16 protein-coding genes are annotated in these 20,279 nt (G+C 54.1%); 3 read left to right on the top strand and 13 right to left on the bottom strand.

Features of this window, described 5'->3' with window-relative positions; all coding sequences use genetic code 11:
• Positions 1-80 precede the first annotated feature (80 nt).
• Positions 81-1,085, top strand: coding sequence for a 2-hydroxyacid dehydrogenase (locus QM016_RS06705; RefSeq protein ID WP_016477277.1), 1,005 nt, complete (start codon positions 81-83; stop codon positions 1,083-1,085).
• A gap of 62 nt (positions 1,086-1,147) precedes the next feature.
• Positions 1,148-2,593, top strand: coding sequence for a pyruvate kinase (gene pyk, locus QM016_RS06700; protein WP_016477278.1), 1,446 nt, complete (start codon positions 1,148-1,150; stop codon positions 2,591-2,593).
• Between the two features lie 137 nt (positions 2,594-2,730).
• Here the strand turns inward: pyk and QM016_RS06695 are convergent, their stop codons facing one another.
• The 12 genes from QM016_RS06695 to QM016_RS06640 all read right to left on the bottom strand — a co-directional run bounded on the left by QM016_RS06695 (position 2,731) and on the right by QM016_RS06640 (position 17,762).
• On the bottom strand, positions 2,731-3,957 hold the full coding sequence (locus tag QM016_RS06695; RefSeq protein WP_282711300.1) for an iron-containing alcohol dehydrogenase family protein: 1,227 nt from the start codon (positions 3,955-3,957) through the stop codon (positions 2,731-2,733).
• A 115-nt stretch (positions 3,958-4,072) separates the two neighbouring features.
• Entirely contained in the window at positions 4,073-4,741 is a 669-nt protein-coding gene (locus tag QM016_RS06690; protein ID WP_282711299.1) for a hypothetical protein, read from the bottom strand.
• Positions 4,742-7,219 carry a phenylalanine--tRNA ligase subunit beta gene (gene pheT, locus QM016_RS06685; protein WP_282711298.1) on the bottom strand — a complete coding sequence of 826 codons (2,478 nt, stop codon included), beginning with the start codon at positions 7,217-7,219 and terminating at the stop codon, positions 4,742-4,744.
• A gap of 88 nt (positions 7,220-7,307) precedes the next feature.
• The gene (pheS, locus tag QM016_RS06680; RefSeq protein ID WP_016477282.1) at positions 7,308-8,375 is read right to left on the bottom strand and encodes a phenylalanine--tRNA ligase subunit alpha; all 1,068 of its coding nucleotides are present in this window, start codon (positions 8,373-8,375) and stop codon (positions 7,308-7,310) included.
• Between the two features lie 345 nt (positions 8,376-8,720).
• Positions 8,721-9,533: a metal ABC transporter permease gene (locus QM016_RS06675; RefSeq protein WP_282711297.1), complete on the bottom strand. Its 813-nt coding sequence runs from the start codon at positions 9,531-9,533 to the stop codon at positions 8,721-8,723.
• A complete protein-coding gene (locus tag QM016_RS06670) occupies positions 9,526-10,356 on the bottom strand; it encodes an ATP-binding cassette domain-containing protein (protein ID WP_156825451.1) in 831 nt (276 codons plus the stop codon). The genes QM016_RS06675 and QM016_RS06670 overlap by 8 nt, the downstream gene beginning before the upstream one ends.
• Positions 10,357-10,363: 7 nt before the next feature.
• On the bottom strand, positions 10,364-11,452 hold the full coding sequence (locus tag QM016_RS06665) for a metal ABC transporter substrate-binding protein (RefSeq protein ID WP_282711296.1): 1,089 nt from the start codon (positions 11,450-11,452) through the stop codon (positions 10,364-10,366).
• 166 nt (positions 11,453-11,618) lie between these two features.
• Positions 11,619-12,878: a CHAP domain-containing protein gene (locus QM016_RS06660; RefSeq protein ID WP_282711295.1), complete on the bottom strand. Its 1,260-nt coding sequence runs from the start codon at positions 12,876-12,878 to the stop codon at positions 11,619-11,621.
• 151 nt (positions 12,879-13,029) lie between these two features.
• Entirely contained in the window at positions 13,030-14,124 is a 1,095-nt protein-coding gene (locus QM016_RS06655) for a nucleoid-associated protein (RefSeq protein ID WP_282711294.1), read from the bottom strand.
• Between the two features lie 34 nt (positions 14,125-14,158).
• Positions 14,159-14,722 carry a PTS glucose transporter subunit IIA gene (locus QM016_RS06650; protein ID WP_016477288.1) on the bottom strand — a complete coding sequence of 188 codons (564 nt, stop codon included), beginning with the start codon at positions 14,720-14,722 and terminating at the stop codon, positions 14,159-14,161.
• A 147-nt stretch (positions 14,723-14,869) separates the two neighbouring features.
• The gene (locus tag QM016_RS06645; protein WP_016477289.1) at positions 14,870-16,969 is read right to left on the bottom strand and encodes an ABC transporter permease; all 2,100 of its coding nucleotides are present in this window, start codon (positions 16,967-16,969) and stop codon (positions 14,870-14,872) included.
• On the bottom strand, positions 16,959-17,762 hold the full coding sequence (locus tag QM016_RS06640) for an ABC transporter ATP-binding protein (RefSeq protein WP_051113110.1): 804 nt from the start codon (positions 17,760-17,762) through the stop codon (positions 16,959-16,961). Before QM016_RS06640 ends, QM016_RS06645 begins: the two co-directional genes overlap by 11 nt.
• 335 nt (positions 17,763-18,097) lie before the next feature.
• Here QM016_RS06640 and QM016_RS06635 point away from each other — a divergent pair, with 335 nt between their 5' ends.
• Positions 18,098-19,153: a GNAT family N-acetyltransferase gene (locus QM016_RS06635; protein WP_016477291.1), complete on the top strand. Its 1,056-nt coding sequence runs from the start codon at positions 18,098-18,100 to the stop codon at positions 19,151-19,153.
• Positions 19,154-19,195: 42 nt separating this feature from the next.
• Here the strand turns inward: QM016_RS06635 and QM016_RS06630 are convergent, their stop codons facing one another.
• Entirely contained in the window at positions 19,196-20,242 is a 1,047-nt protein-coding gene (locus QM016_RS06630; protein ID WP_282711293.1) for a sensor histidine kinase, read from the bottom strand.
• Positions 20,243-20,279: the final 37 nt, after the last annotated feature.

Genomic DNA, 20,279 nt, shown 5'->3' with positions numbered 1-20,279 from the left:
CTATGCCATTACCCTTAATGAGCGGTAAAATAGAAAACGTTAGTTATTGGAAGTACGAGTGAGCTACAAACGGAGGAATTATGAAAATCCTGTTTTACGGCGCTCAAAGCTACGATCGAAACTCCTTTAACAAGGAGCTCAAAGATTATCCCGATGTCTCTATTGACTATACCGAGATTAACCTCACGCCGCTAACCGCGTCTCTTGCCCAAGGCTATGACGCTGTCTGCGCTTTTGTCAACGCCGACGCCGGTATTATGACCTTGGAAATCCTCGCGGGTTTTGGTGTCAAGTTGGTACTCATGCGCTGCGCGGGCTTCGATGCCGTCAACGTTGAGGCCGCAAAGGATCTTGGCATCAGAGTTACACGCGTTCCTGCCTACTCTCCTGAGGCAATCGCCGAGCACGCTATGGGCCTTGGACTCTGCGCTAACCGCCGTATTCATCGTGGATACAACCGTATTCGCGAGAATGACTTCTCGCTTGTTGGCCTTGTCGGCGAGACGCTGCACGGCAAGACCGCGGGTATCGTTGGCACCGGTCGCATTGGCGCGGCGCTTTGCCGCATCTGCAAGGGCTTTGGCATGACCGTCCTTGGCGCTGACCTCTATCCCAACCAGAAGCTCGTTGATGAGGAGCACGTTGTCGATGAATACGTCGACTATGACGAGCTTTGGAAACGTTCAGATTTCATCTCTTTGCACGCGTTTTTGAATGAGGAAAGCTACCACATGATCAACGACAAGACCATCGGCGAGATGAAAGATGGCGTCATTTTGGTCAACACGGGACGCGGCGGACTTGTCGACACCCAGGCGCTTATCCGCGGCATTCTTTCCGGAAAGATTGGCGCCTGCGGACTTGACGTCTACGAGGAGGAAAATCCCAACGTTTACCGCGACCGCGGTGATGAGGTATTCAGCTCGATAACCGCCGAGCTCTGTTCCTTCCCCAACGTTGTTATGACCAGCCACCAGGCGTTCTTTACCCATGAGGCTCTCGCTCAAATTGCGCGCGTTACGCTTGAAAATGCGCAGGCGTTCGCAACAGGCAATGAGTTTATCGAAAAGAGCGTTGTCTGCTAAGGATATTTGGTTTAATCGCTCAAGCCCCGCTTGAGTACATCTCGACTATGAAAAGGAGAAACATGGCACAGAAGAAGAAAACGAAGATTGTATGCACCATGGGACCTGCAACAGAAAGTGACGAGGTCCTTACGGAGCTCATTAAATCGGGCATGAATGTTGCTCGATTCAACTTCTCTCATGGCAGCCATGACTACCACCGCAACATGATCGCCCGCGTTCGCAATATCTCCGCCGAGCTGGGTATTCCTGTCGCTATCATGCTTGACACCAAAGGTCCCGAGGTTCGCACCGGCGTTCTGAAGGACGGCAAGAAGGTCATGCTCAATACCGGCGATGAGGTTGTTATCACCACCGACGATGACGTCATCGGCACCGCAAAGCGCTTCTCGCTTGATTACAAAAACCTTCCTAATGAAGTCGAAAAGGGTTCCATCATCTTGATTGATGATGGCCTTATTGGCCTTGAGGTCGACCATGTCGATGGCACCGATATGTACTGCAAGGTTATCAATGGCGGCGAGCTTGGCGAGAAAAAGGGCGTCAATGTTCCCAACGTCAACATCGGCCTGCCTTCCGTTACCGAGCAGGACCGGGCCGACATCATGTTCGGCTGCGAGCTTGGCATTGACGCCATTGCCGCTTCCTTCATCCGCGATGGCGAGGCTGTCAGCGAGATTCGCGACATCTGCCGCGAGATGGGCACCCCGAACGTCCAGATTTTCCCCAAGATTGAGTCTGTTCTGGGAGTCAAGAATTTTGACGAAATTCTTTCCGCTTCTGACGGCATCATGGTCGCCCGTGGCGATTTGGGTGTTGAAGTACCTGCAGCTGAGGTCCCCCACATCCAGAAGACCATCATCAAGAAGTGCAACGCGGCGTATAAACCCGTTATCACCGCTACGCAGATGCTCGACTCCATGATCCGCAATCCCCGTCCTACTCGTGCGGAAGTTACTGACGTCGCAAACGCCATTTATGACGGCACCGACTGCGTTATGCTCTCCGGCGAGTCCGCGGCTGGTAAGTATCCTATTGAGGCGGTTAAAACCATGGCCGCCATCTGCAAGGAGACCGAGAAGTACCTCTCTGTGAAAGATACCTATCATCAGCGCAAAGGCCTCAAGAACATCAACGGGGCAACCGGCTTTGCAGCCGTCAACATGGCGCTGACCGTTGACGCGAAATGCATAATTTGCCCGACGCACTCCGGCCGCACCGCCCGTCTGGTGTCCAACTTCCGCCCGAAGCGTCCGCTCTACGCTATGTCTCCAAGCGATGAGGCTATCCGCCGCACATGCTTCTACTGGGGCGTCTACGCGTACAAGACAACCGAGCAGGGTTCTCTTGCCAACACCATGTACAACGCTCTGCAGGTTGCCAAGGAAGTCGGCGTCGCTGAAGCCGGCGATTTGGTCGTTTTGACCGCAGGCGATCCTCAGACCAGCCCGCGTCTTGGCGACTACACCACATCTACCAACGTCGCCATGATTTGCCAGGTTCAGTAACGAGGTTCAATAGGCTAGGATCACTAGCATATAGCTCATATACCTGCACCTGAGTGGTATACAACAGACGCGCCCGGATTTAACCGGGCGCGTCTTTTTTAGACTGCTTTCGTTTTCTGTACAGGTGCGCTGAAACCCTAGAGCCTTCGCGGCGCCGCAGTCGCAGGTGTCACGGCGTGTGCGGTCACAGCCGCGAGAGCCTCAGCTTCGGCAACCGTATCGCCGGCCTTACGCGCGCGGCCATACGCGTCAGCGTCAAGAATCGCCTGACGGAAACGCTCGGGTGTGTATCCGTACGGAGCGCGACCCCACTCGTTAGTCTTTTGCGCCACCGCGAGAAGAGCGTCAAGATCAGCGTCTTGAGAAAGCTCCGTAATGTCCAAAGAGGCCAGCGTTGTAGGAAGCCCGAGTTTCTCGTTCAAGGCAACCTGCGCCTTCAAGCCCTCAACGTTGTTGTCGAAGGAGTACAGCACGCAGGTACCAAAGGAGACCACCTCGCCGTGAAGGTGCTTCTCGGCACGTTCGCCAAGAATGGTAAAGCCGTTATAGAAGGCATGCGCCGCGGAGGAATTGAAGTAATAGGCGCCTCGCTCGGCCGCCAGGTTGGTGGTCATGTTGGAAACGACGCCGGCGGTGACAATAATGTTCAGCACAACGCGCTCAAACGCGTCGGATGGGATACCGGCGCGCTTATCGGCAAGCGCCTGTTCGGCATAGTCGAAGAGCGGCTCAACGCACGCTCCTCCCGCAAGAGAGCGACCCATGAGCGGGCTGTGGGCCAAATCGACATCGCGAGAAGAAAGTTCGACTTCGGGGCCTTTGGAGAAAGCGTCGCCGATGCCGGCCCAGAAATACTCATCGGGAGACTCAACGATAACCTGCGTATCAATGAAGGTATGCACCGGAAGTTCGGCCGGAATGAAGTATGTGTCTGATGAGCCATCCTCTTTATAAAACACCGCGATACGTGTAATAGGTGCGCAGTTGGAAGCAAGCGTGGGAAAGGTAAAGTACGGTTTATCAAGGATGGTCGCGATTTCTTTGCCCTCATCGATAGCGCGGCCACCTCCCATTAAAAAGAGCATGTCGGCAGCGCGAACATCCTCCCGCTCAGCAATCGAGCGAGCGTTTGCGTGTGTAGCATTGGAGCCATACACCACCCAGCTGTCAATAAGTACGTCAGAGCCCTGAAGCGCGCTAAGCAGCCGCGGCTTGGCCTTTTCCATAGCGGTCGCGCCGCCGATGACTACCGCGTGCTTACCAAAACGCCTGGTAATATGGGGAACAGCCTGGTATGCGTCAACACCGACCGTATAGGACGGCAGATACTCCGTAAACGTTCCGCGAGATTCCATCTTGTCCATGACTTTCCCCTTTCGCGCCCGCACTTTTGTACGGCTGACATGTGAGAGTCAGTCTAGCGGGACAGACGGCAAGAAGAGCGCTCGCTCACAGAGTAATAACCGGGTTGTAACAATTTCATATTCGCCCCGTAAGTCCGCGCAGCATCACCCAATGAGCCTCATCAGCGGCAATCGAGAAGAACTTTGTTGTGAGCATGGTGTAGTGCGGATTGTCTTCATGCGCGGCAAGATTAGTCTGCGCAATCTCATCGACAACCTCAAGAGCGGCGCGGATGTCCTCCTCTTGTATGCGGTATTGCGGATAGGCCATTCCCTGTCGCAGCAGTTCGGGCGTCAGGCGGGGCAGGCGGCTCATGCTGAGCGATCGCCCGTACAAATCAAAGTCGGTCTGCTTGCGAATGCGCGTCTTTTCTCCCACAGGAATACCGTAGCTTCGAATGAAGCGCCGCGTATAGGTGTTGTAGATATGGTCACATACGATATGACACCACACGCCGAGTATCATATCGCTGACGCCGCCGTCCTTCTCGCCGCAGTCATACGGGGCAATGAAATTGCGCCAGTACCGCTTGTAGCTTGGGATTGGAATCCCGCCGGGATAGGACTGATGCGTCAGGCAGTACCGCAGTATTTTGGTGGGTTCGCTCACCATGTAGCCCACATATACATCAGGCAAAATATTGCCAAAAAGAAACGCGTCCACATCACGCACACCCAAAGGACCGGCTCCCGCCTCTCTGAGAAGCCGGTCCGCATGAGCGATATGTACGTTCCAACTGGGCATTTATGAACGAATCTCTCCTCCTGTTGAACGCATGACCTTCTCAACCAGCTTAGTGTGGGTCTTTTCGACTTCCTCCGAGGTCAGCGTGCGGTCATCCGCGCGATACGTAAGCGAGAAGGCCATGGACTTTTTGCCTTCTCCCACGCGCACGCGGTCGCGATAGACGTCAAAGAGACGAACGTCTGCTAAAAGCTTACCACCGGCAGAGCGGAGGCGCTGCGTAAGTTGCTCACAGGTAACTTTTTCATCGACTACAATGGCAAGATCGATAGCGATGCCGGGATACATTGGAGGTTCAACAATAGGCAAGTCTTTACGGGCAAGACGCTGCAGCGCCGCCACGGAAAGCTCAAAAGCAACCACGGGAGCCTCAACGTCAAAGTTCTGAAGCACAAGCGGGTGAATGTTGCCCACCCAGCCAATGACTTCGCCTTCGGCAAGAACCTCAGCGGCACAGCCAGGCTGCAGCCAGCCATACGCTTCGGAATCGACCGCGCGGAAGCGCACCTTTGGAATGCGCAACTCTTCAAGCAGACCCTCGACAACGCCCTTGGCGTCAAAGAAGTCATACGCGGGCCACTTCATATTCCACGCGTCATCCGCAGGTCGACCGCAGAGCACGCCCGCGACATAACTCGGCTCATCGGGCTGACTCTTACCCTCACGCCCAAAGAGTACGCGACCCATCTCATAGAGCGCGATGTTCTCCACGCCGTGGTCGAGGTTATAGGCAACCGACCGCAGCAGACCGGGCAGCAAAGAGCGGCGCATCTCAGACTGATCTGACACCAGCGGATTGATGACTTTTACCGGAAGGCCGCGGCTTTCTTCTCCCATACCGAGTTTGGTGAGATCCTCAGAGCTTGCGAACAGATACGACTTCGTCTCATTCAGACCGAGCGCCCGCAGCGTGCGTCCAATCTTGCGCGCGCGAAGCTGCTCTGCAGTCAGACCGCCCGCATGATTTCGAGCCGCCGGCAGCGTCGCTTCAATATCACCTTCACCCCAGAGGCGCATAACTTCCTCGATAAGGTCAACCTCGCGCGCCAAGTCAGGACGGTTGGTCGGAGCCGTCACGGCAACGGACGCAAGGGAGCCGTCAGTCGCGCAGGTCTTCTCGCCAAACGCACAGCCAAGACGAGCAAGGCGGCAAAGCATGAAGTCGTCATCAATGGGAGCTCCCGCAAGAGCGCGGGCGCGAGAAGGACGGAAGCTGATAGCGGGAGCTTCAAGCGGCTGCGGATACACGTCCACGATACCGGGGCAGACCTCGGCGCCACAGCACTCCTCAAAGAGGGCGGCCGCGATATCGGCCACATCGGCGCAGGCATTCGGATCGACTCCGCGCTCAAAGCGGATTGAAGCCTCGCTCATGAGATCAAGATTTCTGCTGGTACGGCTAATATGTCCATGGTCAAAGACGGCGGATTCAAGAAGCACGTCAACCGTAGCCTCGTCAATCTCTGAATCAAGGCCGCCCATAACGCCTGCAAGAGCAACCGGCGTTGCGCCGTCATCGGTAATGAGAGCCATATCGGGGGTCAGAACGCGATCCTGACCGTCAAGGGTGGTAATGTGCTCGCCGTCCGCGGCCGCACGCACCACAATATGGCGTTTACCGTCACGCTCGATAAGTTTACCGAGGTCAAACGCATGCAGAGGCTGCCCTGTCAGATACATTACATAGCTGGTAACGTCAACCACATTGTTGATAGGCCGGCCTCCCGCCGCAGTGACGCGGCGCGCAAGCCACTCGGGGCTCGCTCCAATCTTGACATTGCGCACCACACGAGCAGTATAGCGAGAGCATAACGAAGCGTCATCTATGGCGACATCTACAAGGTCGGACGCGTCAGAACCTTGCTCCATCTGAATCGTAGGCAGCGCAATATGGGTGTCCTCGTCATACATCGCGGAAACCTCAACGGCCACACCCGTCATGGACAGACAGTCAGGACGGTTGGGCGTCATCTCGCAGTCAAGCACGGTATCGGACATGCCCAGGTAATCGGTTATCGGCATGCCGATTGGAGCGTCATCGGGAAGAATCATGATGCCGCCGCAGTCATCGCCAAGAGCGAGCTCGCGAGAGGAGCAGTTCATGCCGCATGAATCAACGCCGCGCAGCTTGGACTTCTTAATCTTGAAATCCCCCGGCAGCACCGCGCCAATCATGGCGGTCACAATGTGATCCCCTTCGTTGAAGTTCTGAGCGCCGCAAACAATCTGAAGCGGCTCGGGGTTACCTTCAGCGTCAACGTTGTTCTTCCCCACATCCACCAGGGTAACGAACATATGGTCAGAATCGGGATGAGGCGTCTTTTTGACAACTTGCGCCGTCACCACATGGTCAAGATTCGCGCCCACGCGCTCGACCGCCTCAACCTCGGTACCGGTACGGACGAACTCTTTTTCAAGGTCAAGCGGGTCTTCCGGCAGATCAACCATCGTCTTGAGCCACTCATAAGATATGCGCATGAAAAAACCTTTCTCGCAAGCACTGCTGCAGATGTTGTCACTTCAGTCACCGTCAGCGGGCTACCACAGCGCGACGAAGATACAACGATTAGAACTGGCGGAGCACGCGCTCATCACCGGAGATAAGCATGCGCAGGTCAGGGAGGTCATAGCGAAGCGCGGCTACACGCTCAACGCCGATGCCGAAGGCAAAGCCGGTATACACTTCCGAATCGATGCCGCAGTACTCAAAGACGTTGGGGTCCACCATGCCGCAGCCAAGAATCTCAAGCCAACCCGTATACTTGCAGAAACGGCAGCCTTCGCCGTGACACACGCCACAAGACACATCCACCTCGCAGCTTGGCTCTGTAAACGGGAAGAAGTGAGGGCGGTACCTGGTCGCGCGGTCTTTACCAAAAATCTCACGGGTAAAGTGGTCAAGCGTCCCTTTGAGATCGCCGAACGTAATACCCTCGTCAACCACCAGACCTTCCATCTGCGTAAACTGCGGCAGATGGTTAGCGTCTGCCGTATCGGGACGAAAGACGGTACCGGGACAAATCATGTAGATGGGAGGCTTTTTTGTTTCCATCGTATGTACCTGAACACCTGAGGTTTGCGTGCGCAGCAGCACATCAGACTCGCCGAGCACATGGCTCTTCTTGCCCTCCGGAGCTCTATCTTCCACATAAAAGGTATCTTTGCTTGAACGGCTGGGGTGGTCCTCAGGCGCGTTGAGCGCGGTAAAATTGTAGTACGTTGTTTCAACGTAGGGGCCGCTCTCAACGGTGTACCCCAGGCTGACAAAGATGTCTTCCATCTCTTCTCGCACCTGCTCAATAAGGTGCTGTGTACCGGGAGAAACACGACGGCCGGGCAAGGTGACATCGGTAGCTTCGGCCCTCATGCGCCGCTCAAGCTCAGCGCGCTTCAGCGCCACCTGACGCTCGCGAATAGCCGTCTCCACGTTGGCTCGCACCGTATTGGCAAGCTGCCCCATAGCGGGACGCTGGTCCGCAGGAACCGATCCCATCATGCGCATGATAGCTGTCAGCGATCCTTTTTTGCCCAACGACCTCACGCGCACCTCATCAAGCGCGCTTAAGCTGGCCGCCTCGGCGACGCCCTTCAACACCTGCCCGCGAATCTGCTGCAGTTCTTCGGACATTCCCATGTACGTACTCCTTTTGTAAAAAACCGCCCCGAACACTTCTGTGTCCAAGGACGGATAAGCTCCGCGGTACCACCTCGGTTGACCAGCGGGTTTTTTCTCCCACCAGCCCTCTTGTGAGCTTCGTTTCGTGAAGCGGCCGACTTCCCTACTGAGCCTCCAAAAGAGGTACTGCTCGCCCTCGTAAGGTACGTACCTCAGGAGTTTTTCTCCTTCTTGGCGCCGTTCAGGTCATAGCTCGGGAGTGAACTTTGAACGCTACCGCGCAGGAACCTCTCAGCTGCAGGTTCCCTCTCTGTCCGCGGCGTCTGCGACCAAACCTCTCCGTCAACGCGCCTGCCTAGCGTATCACACACGCACGCGTTTGACGGCGAAAATCACGCGTTTCACCGCAAATACGACAAGAAGCGTTGCTACGGCGAGAAGAACGATGGTGCCACCGGGCTTCAGCCCCAGCTCGTAGGAGACTACCAGGCCACTCAAAGACGTCAGCACGCCAATACCTGAAGAAATCAAACAGCATTGCTTCCATGAGCGCGAAAGCTGCAGAGCGCAAGCCACCGGTACCACCATCATGCTTGAAACAATGAGCGAACCTACCGTGCGTGCCGCCACGGCAACCACCAGCGCAACCGCAATAACAAAGCCAAAGTTGGCAAGGCTTACAGGAACACCAACCGCGCGAGCGTGTCGCTCGTCAAAGGACATTAGAAAAAGTTCGCGGCGCATACAAAACACATATGCCACCGCCAGCACGCTGATGATTGCGATGATATGCGTTTCTTGCTCGCTTACGGTCAGGATGCTGCCGAACATGAAACTGTTAAAACTTGACGAGTTGGGCACAAACCCTGAAAGCACGCCCGCAAGGCCAATGCCCGCGGCCATGACGACCGCAACGGCCAGCTCGGACTGATCTTTGAAACGGCGGCGCACTCCCTCAACACACAGCGCTCCGGTAAAACACGCTACCACGGCACCTATCACGGGATTGACGCCTGCGATAAGACCGCCGGCCACACCGGCAAGCGATGTATGGGAAAGCGCGTCTCCAATCATCGAAAGACGCTTAAGTACCACCGTGACGCCCACCAGAGGAATGACTGCTCCCAGCAATACGCCGACCATAACGCCTCGCTGCATGAATACGTACTCAAACATGCTGTCCGCTCCCCTCGTCTTCATGGTCTTCCGGAAGCGCGTAGGCCTCATCAAAATCATCAAGTGAACCTCTGTCTTGCGCGTGCCCGCCGCAGCAATGGCTGCCATGTTCGGCGCAGTGACTCTCGCCGTGACCGCGCCCGGCCATCTCATGCGCGCCATGGTCAGCAACCTCGATTACCCGACAGGCGAGTACATCAAGCGCCGCCATATCATGGGTGACGAGAAGCACCGCAAGGTCGCGGCTCACATGAGCTTCGCGAACAAGCGAATAGAAATGGTCACGACTCTCTTTATCGAGGCCTGTCGTAGGTTCGTCCAAAATAAGCAGCTCGGGATTGCTGACTAGCGCGCAGGCAAGGCGCACGCGCTGAAGCTGGCCACCGGAAAGCTCGCGGATAATGCGCGTTGTAAATGTACTCATGCCTACAAGCTCTAAGGCTTCAAGGCTCCGGCTCCGGCGCTCTTTGCCACTCAGCCTCTCTTTTTTGGCGCGCGCATACTGGCTGGCGTCGACAAGCTCCAAAACGCTTGCCGGAAAACGATTTGTCGCCTCGGCTGGAATCTGCGGTACATAACCGACAAGCTCCCAATCCTTAAATTTTGTCGCCGGAGTACCAAAGAGCTCAGCCGTACCCGAAGACGGTGTGAACTCGCCGATGACAAGGCGGGCAAGCGTTGACTTGCCCGCCCCGTTGTCGCCGATAAGTGCGCAAATCTCTCCGCGCGGCACTGTGAGCGTAACGTTTTCAAGAACAGGGGCTTCTCGATACGAAAAACTTACGTTCTTAAGTGATATGACGTTTGCGCATTTCTGCAACACGTCCTCCTTACGACAAAGCGTCAACCAGCTCTTTCAGGTTGGCATTCATGACGGAGATGTAATCCTCGCCATTTTTGAGTTGCTCATCCGTCAGACCCTCAAGCGGATTGAGCTCTCTTACCGTAGCACCTGTCGCGTCAGCAATGGCCTGCGCGACTTTGGGACTTACCAGCTCCTCAGAGAAGATGGTCTTGACGTTGTGCTCCTTCACAAAGTCAGCAATCTCTTTCATCTGCTGCGCATTTGGCTCCGCATCAGCCTCAACGCCTTCAATGGGCATCTGCTCAAGGCCATAGGCATCGCACATATACCCAAAGGCCTCATGCGAAACGACAATGGTCTTGTTGGGAAGAGGGCCGAGCTGCTTGCGATACTTGCCGTCAAGCGTCTCAAAGTCTGCCTGAGCCTTCTTGAAGTTGTCCTCATACAAATCTTTGTGAGCAGAATCCGCCTTCACAAGAGCGTCACAGATGTTTTTCATCTCGGCTATGGCGTTGACCGGGCTCAGCCACACGTGCGGATCGGTGTCTCCGTGGTCATGACCGTGGCCGTGTTCGTGATCGTCCTCGTGGTCGTGATCGTCCTCGTCCTTATGCTCGTCCTCGTGGTCGTGCTCATGGTCATGCTCGTCTTCATCCTCATCGAGTTTTCTGAGCTCAATGCCCTGAGAAGCCTCGACCGCGACAAGCGTGGTATCCTTACCACGCCCGTCAAGCACATCCTGAACCCAGTGCTCCATGCCAGCGCCGTTGTACACCAGAAGATCAGCTTCTTGAATGGTTTTCATATCTTTGGTTGATGGCTCCCAATCATGGGGCTCTGTACCTGCAGGCACCAGACAGGTGATATCGGCGTAATCTCCAGCGACCTTCTTTGCGAAGTCATACATGGGATAGAAGCTGGCCACGATATTCAGCTTCTTTGTTTTTGAATCAGTCGCACCCTTGGACTTGCATCCGGCGAGAAGGGCTATCGAGCCCAAGCCAAGCACGCCAAGCGCGCTCCGACGAGAGATAACGCCGTAACCGCCGCAACGAGAGGCGGTACCAAAACGAGAAACGCCTGTATCCACAGTGTAATCAAAACGCTCTGACATATCCAAACTCCTTCTAACTCAAACGTGAGCATTTCTTCATAGGACCCTAAAATGCACGAAAGCGAGCCACCTCAAGGTGACCCGCTTTCGCAATGTGCTGTAAGGAGTATACCTCATATAACTTTTATTGCCAGCAAAAAATTACAAGCAAGCGTATGAAGCAAACCTATGAAAGCGCTACGCCGCCAAGCCAGCCCCAGCGAGGCGTGGAGAGACCGCCGAGGTTGGAAATCCAAGATGACAGGCTTTGCGTGACGACATTGCCCGAGATGTTATGGCGAACCATACCGCCGCCGATGTAGATTCCGACGTGCCCGTAAATGAGCGCCGCAGCGGAACCTCCAAGAGACGCGACAGCGATAATCATGCCTGTTTGAATGGTGCTTCTGTCAGACGAATGGCACCACGAGTAGTACATGTCGCAGGCGTTTCCGTAGAAATGACCAATACCGGCATTTGAGAAAACGTTGGAAACCCAAGCGGCGCACATGCCAGCGCCGGTGGAGCCAGTATAGTTGGCGGCGCTTACGACCGCTGCCGCGGAGCCGGAACCTCCGGAAGAGCTTCCGCCTGAATTGGAGCCTCCATTATATGAGGAGCCGCCACCGGACGAGCCTCCGCCGGAATACGAACTGCTATTGGAATTTTGCTGCGCCGCGATGGCAGCTGCCTGCTGAGCCTCAAGAAGTTCCGCGTCACGCTGGGCGATAAGCTGCTTCACCTGATCATCCAAGCTATTTACATATTCAACGGCTTCGTTTTGCTTAGCGGTAATCTTATCGAGCTGCGCGCGCTGGTCAGCCTGAAGCGTCTGAAGACTTGCCTTCTGATTTTCAAGGTCGGCCTTCTTGTTCTCAAGTGCCTGGCGTTCTTGATCAAGGGCGTCACGCAGGGCCTTAACCTCGGCAATCATCTTCTTATCAGATTCGGAAATCTTATCCAGATAATAGATGTTGCTGGTTAGCTCCTCAAAGGAGGCGGAGGAGAGAAGAACCTCAAGCGCGCCCTGAGGACCGGCCTTGTAATTGCTGGACATGCGGGCACCAAGCTGCTTGCGCTTCTCGGCAATCTCAGCTTCCTTCTGCTTGATCTCGTCCTGCTTCGCCTCAATATCGCTCTGCGTGCTGTCAATCTGCTTCTGAACGTCTTCGACCTTGTTGTTCGTGTCGTTCATGGCGCTTTGCATGGAAGAAACCTGCTCTGAGAGTTCCTTGAGCTTTGCTTGCGCCACGTCATACTGGCTCTGCGCGGAATCAATATCACTTTGGGTAATTGCAAGCGCGGCGCGCGGGCGCAAACCGAAAGACGCCGTTATCGCAGCCGCGGCGACTCCTGCTCCCAAGAATAATTTGCATGCGTCGCGACGGGAAATCGCTTGGTCGTACCTATCATCTTTGCTCGTATGAGCATTTCGTCTTAACGTCATCGGGTCTCCTTGTGCATATAGGGAACGTGGGACCTATCCCGCTATTCTACCCGCTTTTTATGCTCTGCGCCAAATTTTTGGCCACACGATTGTGAATTTTTCGAAGAAAAGCTCTGTCTCTGGCGAGAAGAACCACTGGTAACTAGCGCTTTTATCGGTTCTCAATGTGCGCCACATTTTTAATAGAGATTGTCATTCTTCCGTCCGATTCGCGGATAAATTCAAGAAGCCCGGGGTGATTGGTCATTTCGGAAGGAAAGGTAATCTCAATACCGGTGTCCGTGCGAATCTTGTGGTTGCGCGCGATGCGGCCGGCAGGACCTCTCTTGACTGAAATTTCCTCCGGCAAGCGTTTTTCGACAGCCTGCGCCTCATAGCGCTCCTGAATCTCCGGTCTGTCCTCAAAAACCCGGCGGCCAACCTTCACGGGATCGACAGTTTCATCCACCTCAACGGCCGCGGCAACCGCAGCCTTCGCGCGGGAAACTTCCACCGCAGGTTCAAGGCCGTACTCTTCAGCCAAATCCTGAACAATTTCGGTGACTTCACTGATGACCTCGTGGCTGGACGCCTCAGAGGAACACTGCAAAAAGAGTTCGGGCATAACGAGCTTGCTCTGACCGGCCATCGACCGCTCCCGATCATGAAAGTCAATGGCGCCGGTATCCAAATCAATAACCGCGTAGGTATCAACTTTTTGCGTTGGACTTGGCAGCGTCGCGTCCTGCTTCAAAATCTCGTTGGAGCCGCTCAAAACATCGTGAATAAAAGACTGTCTGCGCGGAAGCACAACAATCGCAAAAAGCCGTCTGCCATTGCCCTCAAAGGCTTCATCAGCGGCACGCGCGCCAGACGCGTTGGAAACACCGCCGTCCTCGCTCGCTGTATCTGAAGCGTCCGCTAACGATGCCTTGGCATCGGTATCGAGATAGTCCGCCACCAAAAGATCGCACTGTTCGGTTTCATCCGCCTTACGCAAATTTTCCCAGAACCACTGAGCAATCTGCACCGAAAACTCCACGAATCCAAAATCGCCTGCGGCGTACTCCTGAAGTCCTCCCGCAAAGTTGCTCTTCTCGGCAAACGCACCGTGGCGAGATTCCGGATTAGACGTAATCTTGCGAAGGCGCCGCTGCACGTATGAGCGCGTCTGACGGTCTTCCAGATCCAAAGCGGTGTCGGAAAAGTACTTTGCACCCGTCTCAAAATCAAAGACGTGCAGGATAGCCTTGGAAACGCGAAGCATGTAAGAAAACCCCTAACGAAAAAAACGCCAAACCTTAGCGTGAAACGTGCAGAATCGGATCGCCGAGCTTGACCAACGGACGGCCGCCCACCAACGTACCCGACTCTCCCACCAGATCAATACGGCTAAACTCGTCCGCATTGGTAATCGTAATGACTACCACATTCTCGTATCCGGCGGACTCAATACCAAGCGAATCAAACGCGATGAGTGGCGCGCCCGCTTTAACATCGTCATTCACATGCACAAAACGCCTGAAACCCTTGCCGTTCATTTTGACGGTGTCAACGCCGATGTGAATCAGAATTTCAATGCCACCCTCGGTGGTCAAGCCAATTGAGTGGTTTGTTACGTTAGTAGCCGTCACGCGAGCATCACAGGGAGCGTAAATGCAGTCAAGACCCACAGGTAAAATGCCGTACCCCTCGCCAAAAAGACCGCTGGAAATTACCTCGTCATGAACCTCTTGCACGCTCATCAGCACGCCAGAACAAGGAGCGTATACGGTATCTTCACGCGTAGCGAACGTAGCCTTTTGCGGCGTCTCGTCATCATTGACGGACACGAATACGTTTTTGACCTTAGACCAAAGACTCATGATTCCTCCAGTACCTTCATCGTATGTGGCGAGAAGAACATCAACACATCAGGCTTATTCTACCTAAGGAGAGGATCAAACGGAATGAGCGGATATTCAAACTCGAATATCCGCTCGTGTGCTTATAAGGCGCTCTTGTCAGTCAGCTTAACTGATACGGCGATTGCCTCTGAAAATGATGCTTCTTGCCGTGAAATAAGTGAGCAAAAAGTAGCCACCGTAAATTGCAAGCACCAGCGCTATGGTCGTAGCTATCGTGGACGCGATATCAATGCCGCCCGCAAGAGATGCAATCTTTGTGACTATCGAAAGCGCTACGAACGCGTGGGAGCATGCGACGATAAGCGGCAGCAAGAAATAGACGCCAATCTGGATAAAGAGCGCCCGGTTCACCATGCTTCTCTGCGCGCCGAGCTCCGCTAAAACCCGATAGGCGCGGACGTTATCCGTTGCCTCTGAGAGTTGCTGAAGCGCGAATACTGAAGCGCAGGCAATGAGCAACACGAAGCCGATATACAGAGCAAGATAGGTCACGACTGCCGTAGTACCACCGGCTTGGGCGGCTAATTCTTTACTTGAAGAAATCTGAAGCACACCCCAGCTGTCGTTTTCATCGCCAAGAGCGATGCCATCCTTAAAAGCGGTATCTCGTATTTCTCGGAAGATCTTCTCACCGGCGTCTCCCGGCTGCGCATAGTTGATGAAGAGCACTGATTGCTCAAGAGACGCTCCTTTTGGTAAAGCCCCGTCAGCAACGACCAAAGTTCCTACCATGGAAAAATCGGCATTTCCGGACATCTTTAGTTCAGTGTCATAACCGCCTGAAACAGGACGATAGGTAGTACCGTACAAATCAAGTGACGAGCGTCCCCTTGAGAAGGTTTCCCAGAATTTTTTTATGTCTGAACCGGATGTAGACAAGACGAGATAGCCGTCAGTACCGAAATCGATGGTCGGAAGGCCCTGCAGCTGTCTCAAGCGATTGTACTGAGAGGCTGAAATGATTGGCATAGGGATGGAACCAGCCGAGCCGTTGGTATATCCGGCAAAGACGGAATCCGGGTCAACGCCGGCAAGCCCTGCAAACAGGTTGAACATCAACCTGACAGTGCCGTCGGGATTTTTGACGGTATAGGCATCAATCTGGGTGGAGCTTCCGACCAGATCGTCCCACTTCGCAGAGCGAGATCGCATGATCTTGTTCAGATCCATCGTTGTGATACTCTGGGGATCCATATTATAGTTCACCCTCATAGAGAGCTGCGCGTCTACTGAGGTGATAGAGCGATACTGAGCATTCATTGCCTCAACAAGCGAGAAGCCCGAACAAAAACCGCAGATGGCGATAAAGAGCATGGCGCAGACGAGAGAAATGGACAGCCAGGCCGTGTTAACTCTGCTGTTAAACTGACGCAGCGTAAATGGATTCAAACCCTGAAAATAGAAGCTCTTTCGTGTCTGAATGAAGCGGAGCAAAAAACCTGACATCGAGAAGAAAAAGAGCAGCGTTCCCACAGAGACCAAAGCAGTTGCGCTCAGGAATTCCCCATCGAATTGTTTCATGCCGTTATGCTGTAAAAGACGATACGAAACGCCGATGATCACAAGCGAGACAATAAAGAGGACAACAGATACGGCAAGATTTCTAACCTTTACATGCTCGCTGACCTTATCAGCATTGATAAGGTCGATAAGCTGATAGCGCGAAACCGTTACTACGTTAAAAAGAAGTGACACGCCGAACATGACGGCAAAGTAGACAACAGTGGATATGAGCGACTGCAACGAAAAGACAAAGGTAAAGCGGTCGATTTTCACGTCAAAGAGACGCGCGGTTGCGTACGTCATAAGTTGGGAAGCAAAAATTCCTAAGATGAGACCAGCCGCAAGGGCAAATACTCCTACAAACAGAGTTTCTAAAACAATAATTTTCGAGACGCCCTGTTTGGTCATGCCAAGTATGAAGTAGACGCCAAACTCATGCTTGCGGCGACGGATCAAAAAGCGATTGGCGTAGACCACCAAAAAACCCAGCACTACGGCGAGAAATACCGATACGCCAGAGATGACGTTTGAAAGTAGTTCTACGAGGGAGCGATTATCTGAGCTCAAATCTAAAACCACAGCCTGCTGCGTGAGAGAATTAAACGTGTAGAAGAGCGCGACGCCCACCGTCAGCGTCAGAAAGTACACACCAAAGTCCCGCAGGGACTTGCGCACATTACCAAGAGCAATCTTAGCGTACATCAGCGCCCTCCCCTCCCAGGAAGGAAACGACGTCCATAATCTCATCGAAGAACTGTTTGCGGCTCTTCTCGCCACGGACAATCTCATTGAAGACGCGACCATCTTTGATAAAGACTACGCGATGAGCATAAGAAGCCGCGAAAGAATCGTGGGTGACCATCGCGATAGTAGCGCCCGCGCGGTTCATGCCTTCAAAACTCTCAAGCAGGGAGCGGGCGTTCTTTGAGTCAAGAGAACCCGTCGGCTCATCCGCCAGCACCAAAGAAGGATTGGTGACGATAGCGCGAGCCGCGGCAACGCGCTGACGCTGACCGCCGGACATCTCATGAGGAAACTTGTCCAGAACCCCTGAAATTTCTAAACGCTGGGTAACCTTCTCGACACGCTCCAATGTCTCTTTGGCACCCACATGGCCGATAGTCAGCGACAGCGCAATGTTCTCTCGAGCCGTCAGCGTATCCAGCAAGTTGGCGTCTTGAAAGATGAAGCCCAGCCGGTCGCGTCGAAACGTCGCGAGGTCACGTCCGTGCAGACTGGTAATCTCCTGATCATCAATGAAGATATGACCCGCAGTTGGTTGATCGATAGTGGAAATGCAATTCAAAAGCGTCGTCTTGCCGGATCCTGACGGACCCATGATGGCGATAAATTCGCCGTGCTGAACGGATAGATTGATGCCGTCAAGCGCCTTGGTAATGTTGTTTCTGGTCCCGTAATACTTTTCAAGATTCTGACACACCAGCACAAACTTTGGTAAAACGGAACTGGAGGTTGGTTGAACTGTCTGCTGCATGTGTGTGCCGGAAGGAGCAATAGGGCCGTTGGACATGGAATTTCTCCTTTGAACGTCTTACGCCACGCATGAAAACGCGGACGCAACCTGCGCGATACGAATACGAGTCGCACGGCTTTTGCCGAGGTACATGGCTTTTGTCGAGATGCACGGCTTTTACCGAACCGTACCGCGCTTCTCGCCACTGTGCTTGACTCTATGGTCACGCAAACGCGCCTGTAGAGCCATCGATACACCTTACAAAAACCTTACGGTTTTATCACATTGCCTGAGCCACATTGCTTGAGCAATAATAAAGTTGGCACGTCGCGTCCAATGGTGAGAGAGGGATCGTTGTGGAGTTAGTAGTCAAACGGTTTTGTGAGCTCAACGCGGAGGAACTCTATGAAATCCTTTCGCTGCGTGCGGAAACCTTCATTGCGCAGCAAGGTATTGTCTACAATGACCTGGACGGTCTTGACCGTGTTGCCACGCATCTCTTCTATCTGGACACTCCGCGCGATGAAGACGCGCACGGCGAGAAAAACGTGGCCGCATACCTGAGAGTTATTGACTCCGGCGTCACTCATGACGGCGTCGCATACCCCGGCCCGACCATTGGCCGCGTATGTTCGCGCCGCAAAGGATATGGCATCGGTGGCAAGCTTTTGCGTGACACCATTGCGTATGTGGCGGAAAACTACGACGCTTCAACCCTCTTTGTCGAAGCTCAGGCTACCTCCGAAGTCGTCTACGCACGCGAGGGCTTTGAAGCTGCCGCTCAGCCCTCTGAAACCATCACGCACTATGGCATTGAGCATCACCTCATGACGCTCAACCTGGATCAAGCACGCAGAGCCCTCGGCATCGACGACGTTCCCGTCAAAATCGACGCTTCGCGCGTTGTCATCCGCCCTGTGTACACAGATGAGCTGCCGCTTTTGCGGCGCGTAAGCATCACTACATTTATTGATACGTTTCTTCCGTTCAAAACAGCCGATGATCTGGCCGATTATGTTCAGAAGGCTTACGATCTCGACGTGCTTAAAAAGGAATTGGCCGACCCCGAAGGCATCTTTTACTTTATCGAGGTGGACGGAAGGGTTGCGGGCTATCTGAAGCTCAGCGTTGGCTATGCTCAAACCGAGGCGCAGCGGGCGGATTCTCTGGAAGTTCAGCGCATCTACCTGCTGCCCGCATACAAAAGCCGGGGCCTGGGATCTCAGCTTATGGCTTTTGTCCTCCAACAGGCGCGCCTGCTGGGCAAGACGCGCGCCTGGCTTGGCGTATGGGGACACAACGAACCCGCGAAAGCTCTCTACGCCAAGTTCGACTTTAAGCCATTCGGTCACCACACCTTCGTCATAGGATTGGACCCGCAAACAGACGAACTCTGGGAACGAGACGTCTAGCTGGCGAGAAGCCCTTCTCGCCCACGCGCCGGCACGTCACGCTCAAGCGTCAAGCAAGTCGAGCATGCTCTCCCTGAAGGTAATCGTAAACGTGGTACCTGCTCCCACCTGAGACGTCACAGAAATGGAAAGTCCCATCTTCGTGCAGAGCTGATGCACCAGGTACAAGCCGATACCGGTAGACTTGGCATATCGGCGTCCATTCTCGCCGGTAAACGCCTTGTCAAAAACTCGGGAAAGATCTTGTTCAGGAATGCCTATGCCGTTATCCGCCACAATCAGTTCGGTCACGCGCGTACCGGTAGAAACTTCTTTTTGAACGGCTGACACCGTCACGAATGACGCTCCGAGGGGCAAATCTTCTCGCCTGTATTTTGCTGCGTTGATAAGCAGCTGGCTTACGATAAATGAAAGCCACTTCGGATCAGTCCTGACAGAACAGGCGAGATGCTCAAGGCGCGGCGTCACATGCGCGTCAATCAAGGCGCGCGCGTTAGTCCGAAGGGAGACGCGTACTACCTTCTCCAAGCTTACGGGGCGGATAGAAAAGTCGCGGTCAAGCGCGGTTCCACGGGCATAAAAAAGAGCCTGCTCAACAAGGGATTCAACTTTGGACAACTGAACGTCCATAGCGTCCGTAGCAGCGTCTGGATTATTCTGCGCTATCAGATGCGCCGCGGAGATGGGCGTTTTGATTTCATGTACCCACATTTCAATGTATTCGCGGTATTCTCGCGAGGCCGTTTTGCTTTCCGCGAGTCTATCCATCATGGACTTTGACATGGCGACAAGCGCTTCATGAAAAAGGTGCTCTTCATAGGTGGCGGGAATAGCCGACATCGAAGGCGCTAGAAACGCGTGCTCGCTCATCGCCGTAAGGTTTTGGGAAAGCTCACGATAAAAAGCGCGGCGGTGAATATAATCGGCGATAAGCCCTACCAGCGCTACGATGACAACCAGACAGATGCAGTACCAAATAACAAACGTATCAACACCAGCCACATACAGCGTAGCGTAGAGCGCCACAGACATAGCGAAAACGGCCAGAACGGCAATCGTTCGATTCTTGATGTATATGAAGAAATTCATACGCCGCGTTCCATAGACTCTTCAGCTCTTCCTGAGG

Origin of the sequence: Lancefieldella sp. Marseille-Q7238 (genome assembly GCF_949152215.1) — a bacterium.
In the GTDB taxonomy this organism is placed as follows: domain Bacteria; phylum Actinomycetota; class Coriobacteriia; order Coriobacteriales; family Atopobiaceae; genus Lancefieldella.
Note: the sequence above shows the minus strand (reverse complement) of the source record. Positions and strands in the feature narration are given on the sequence as shown.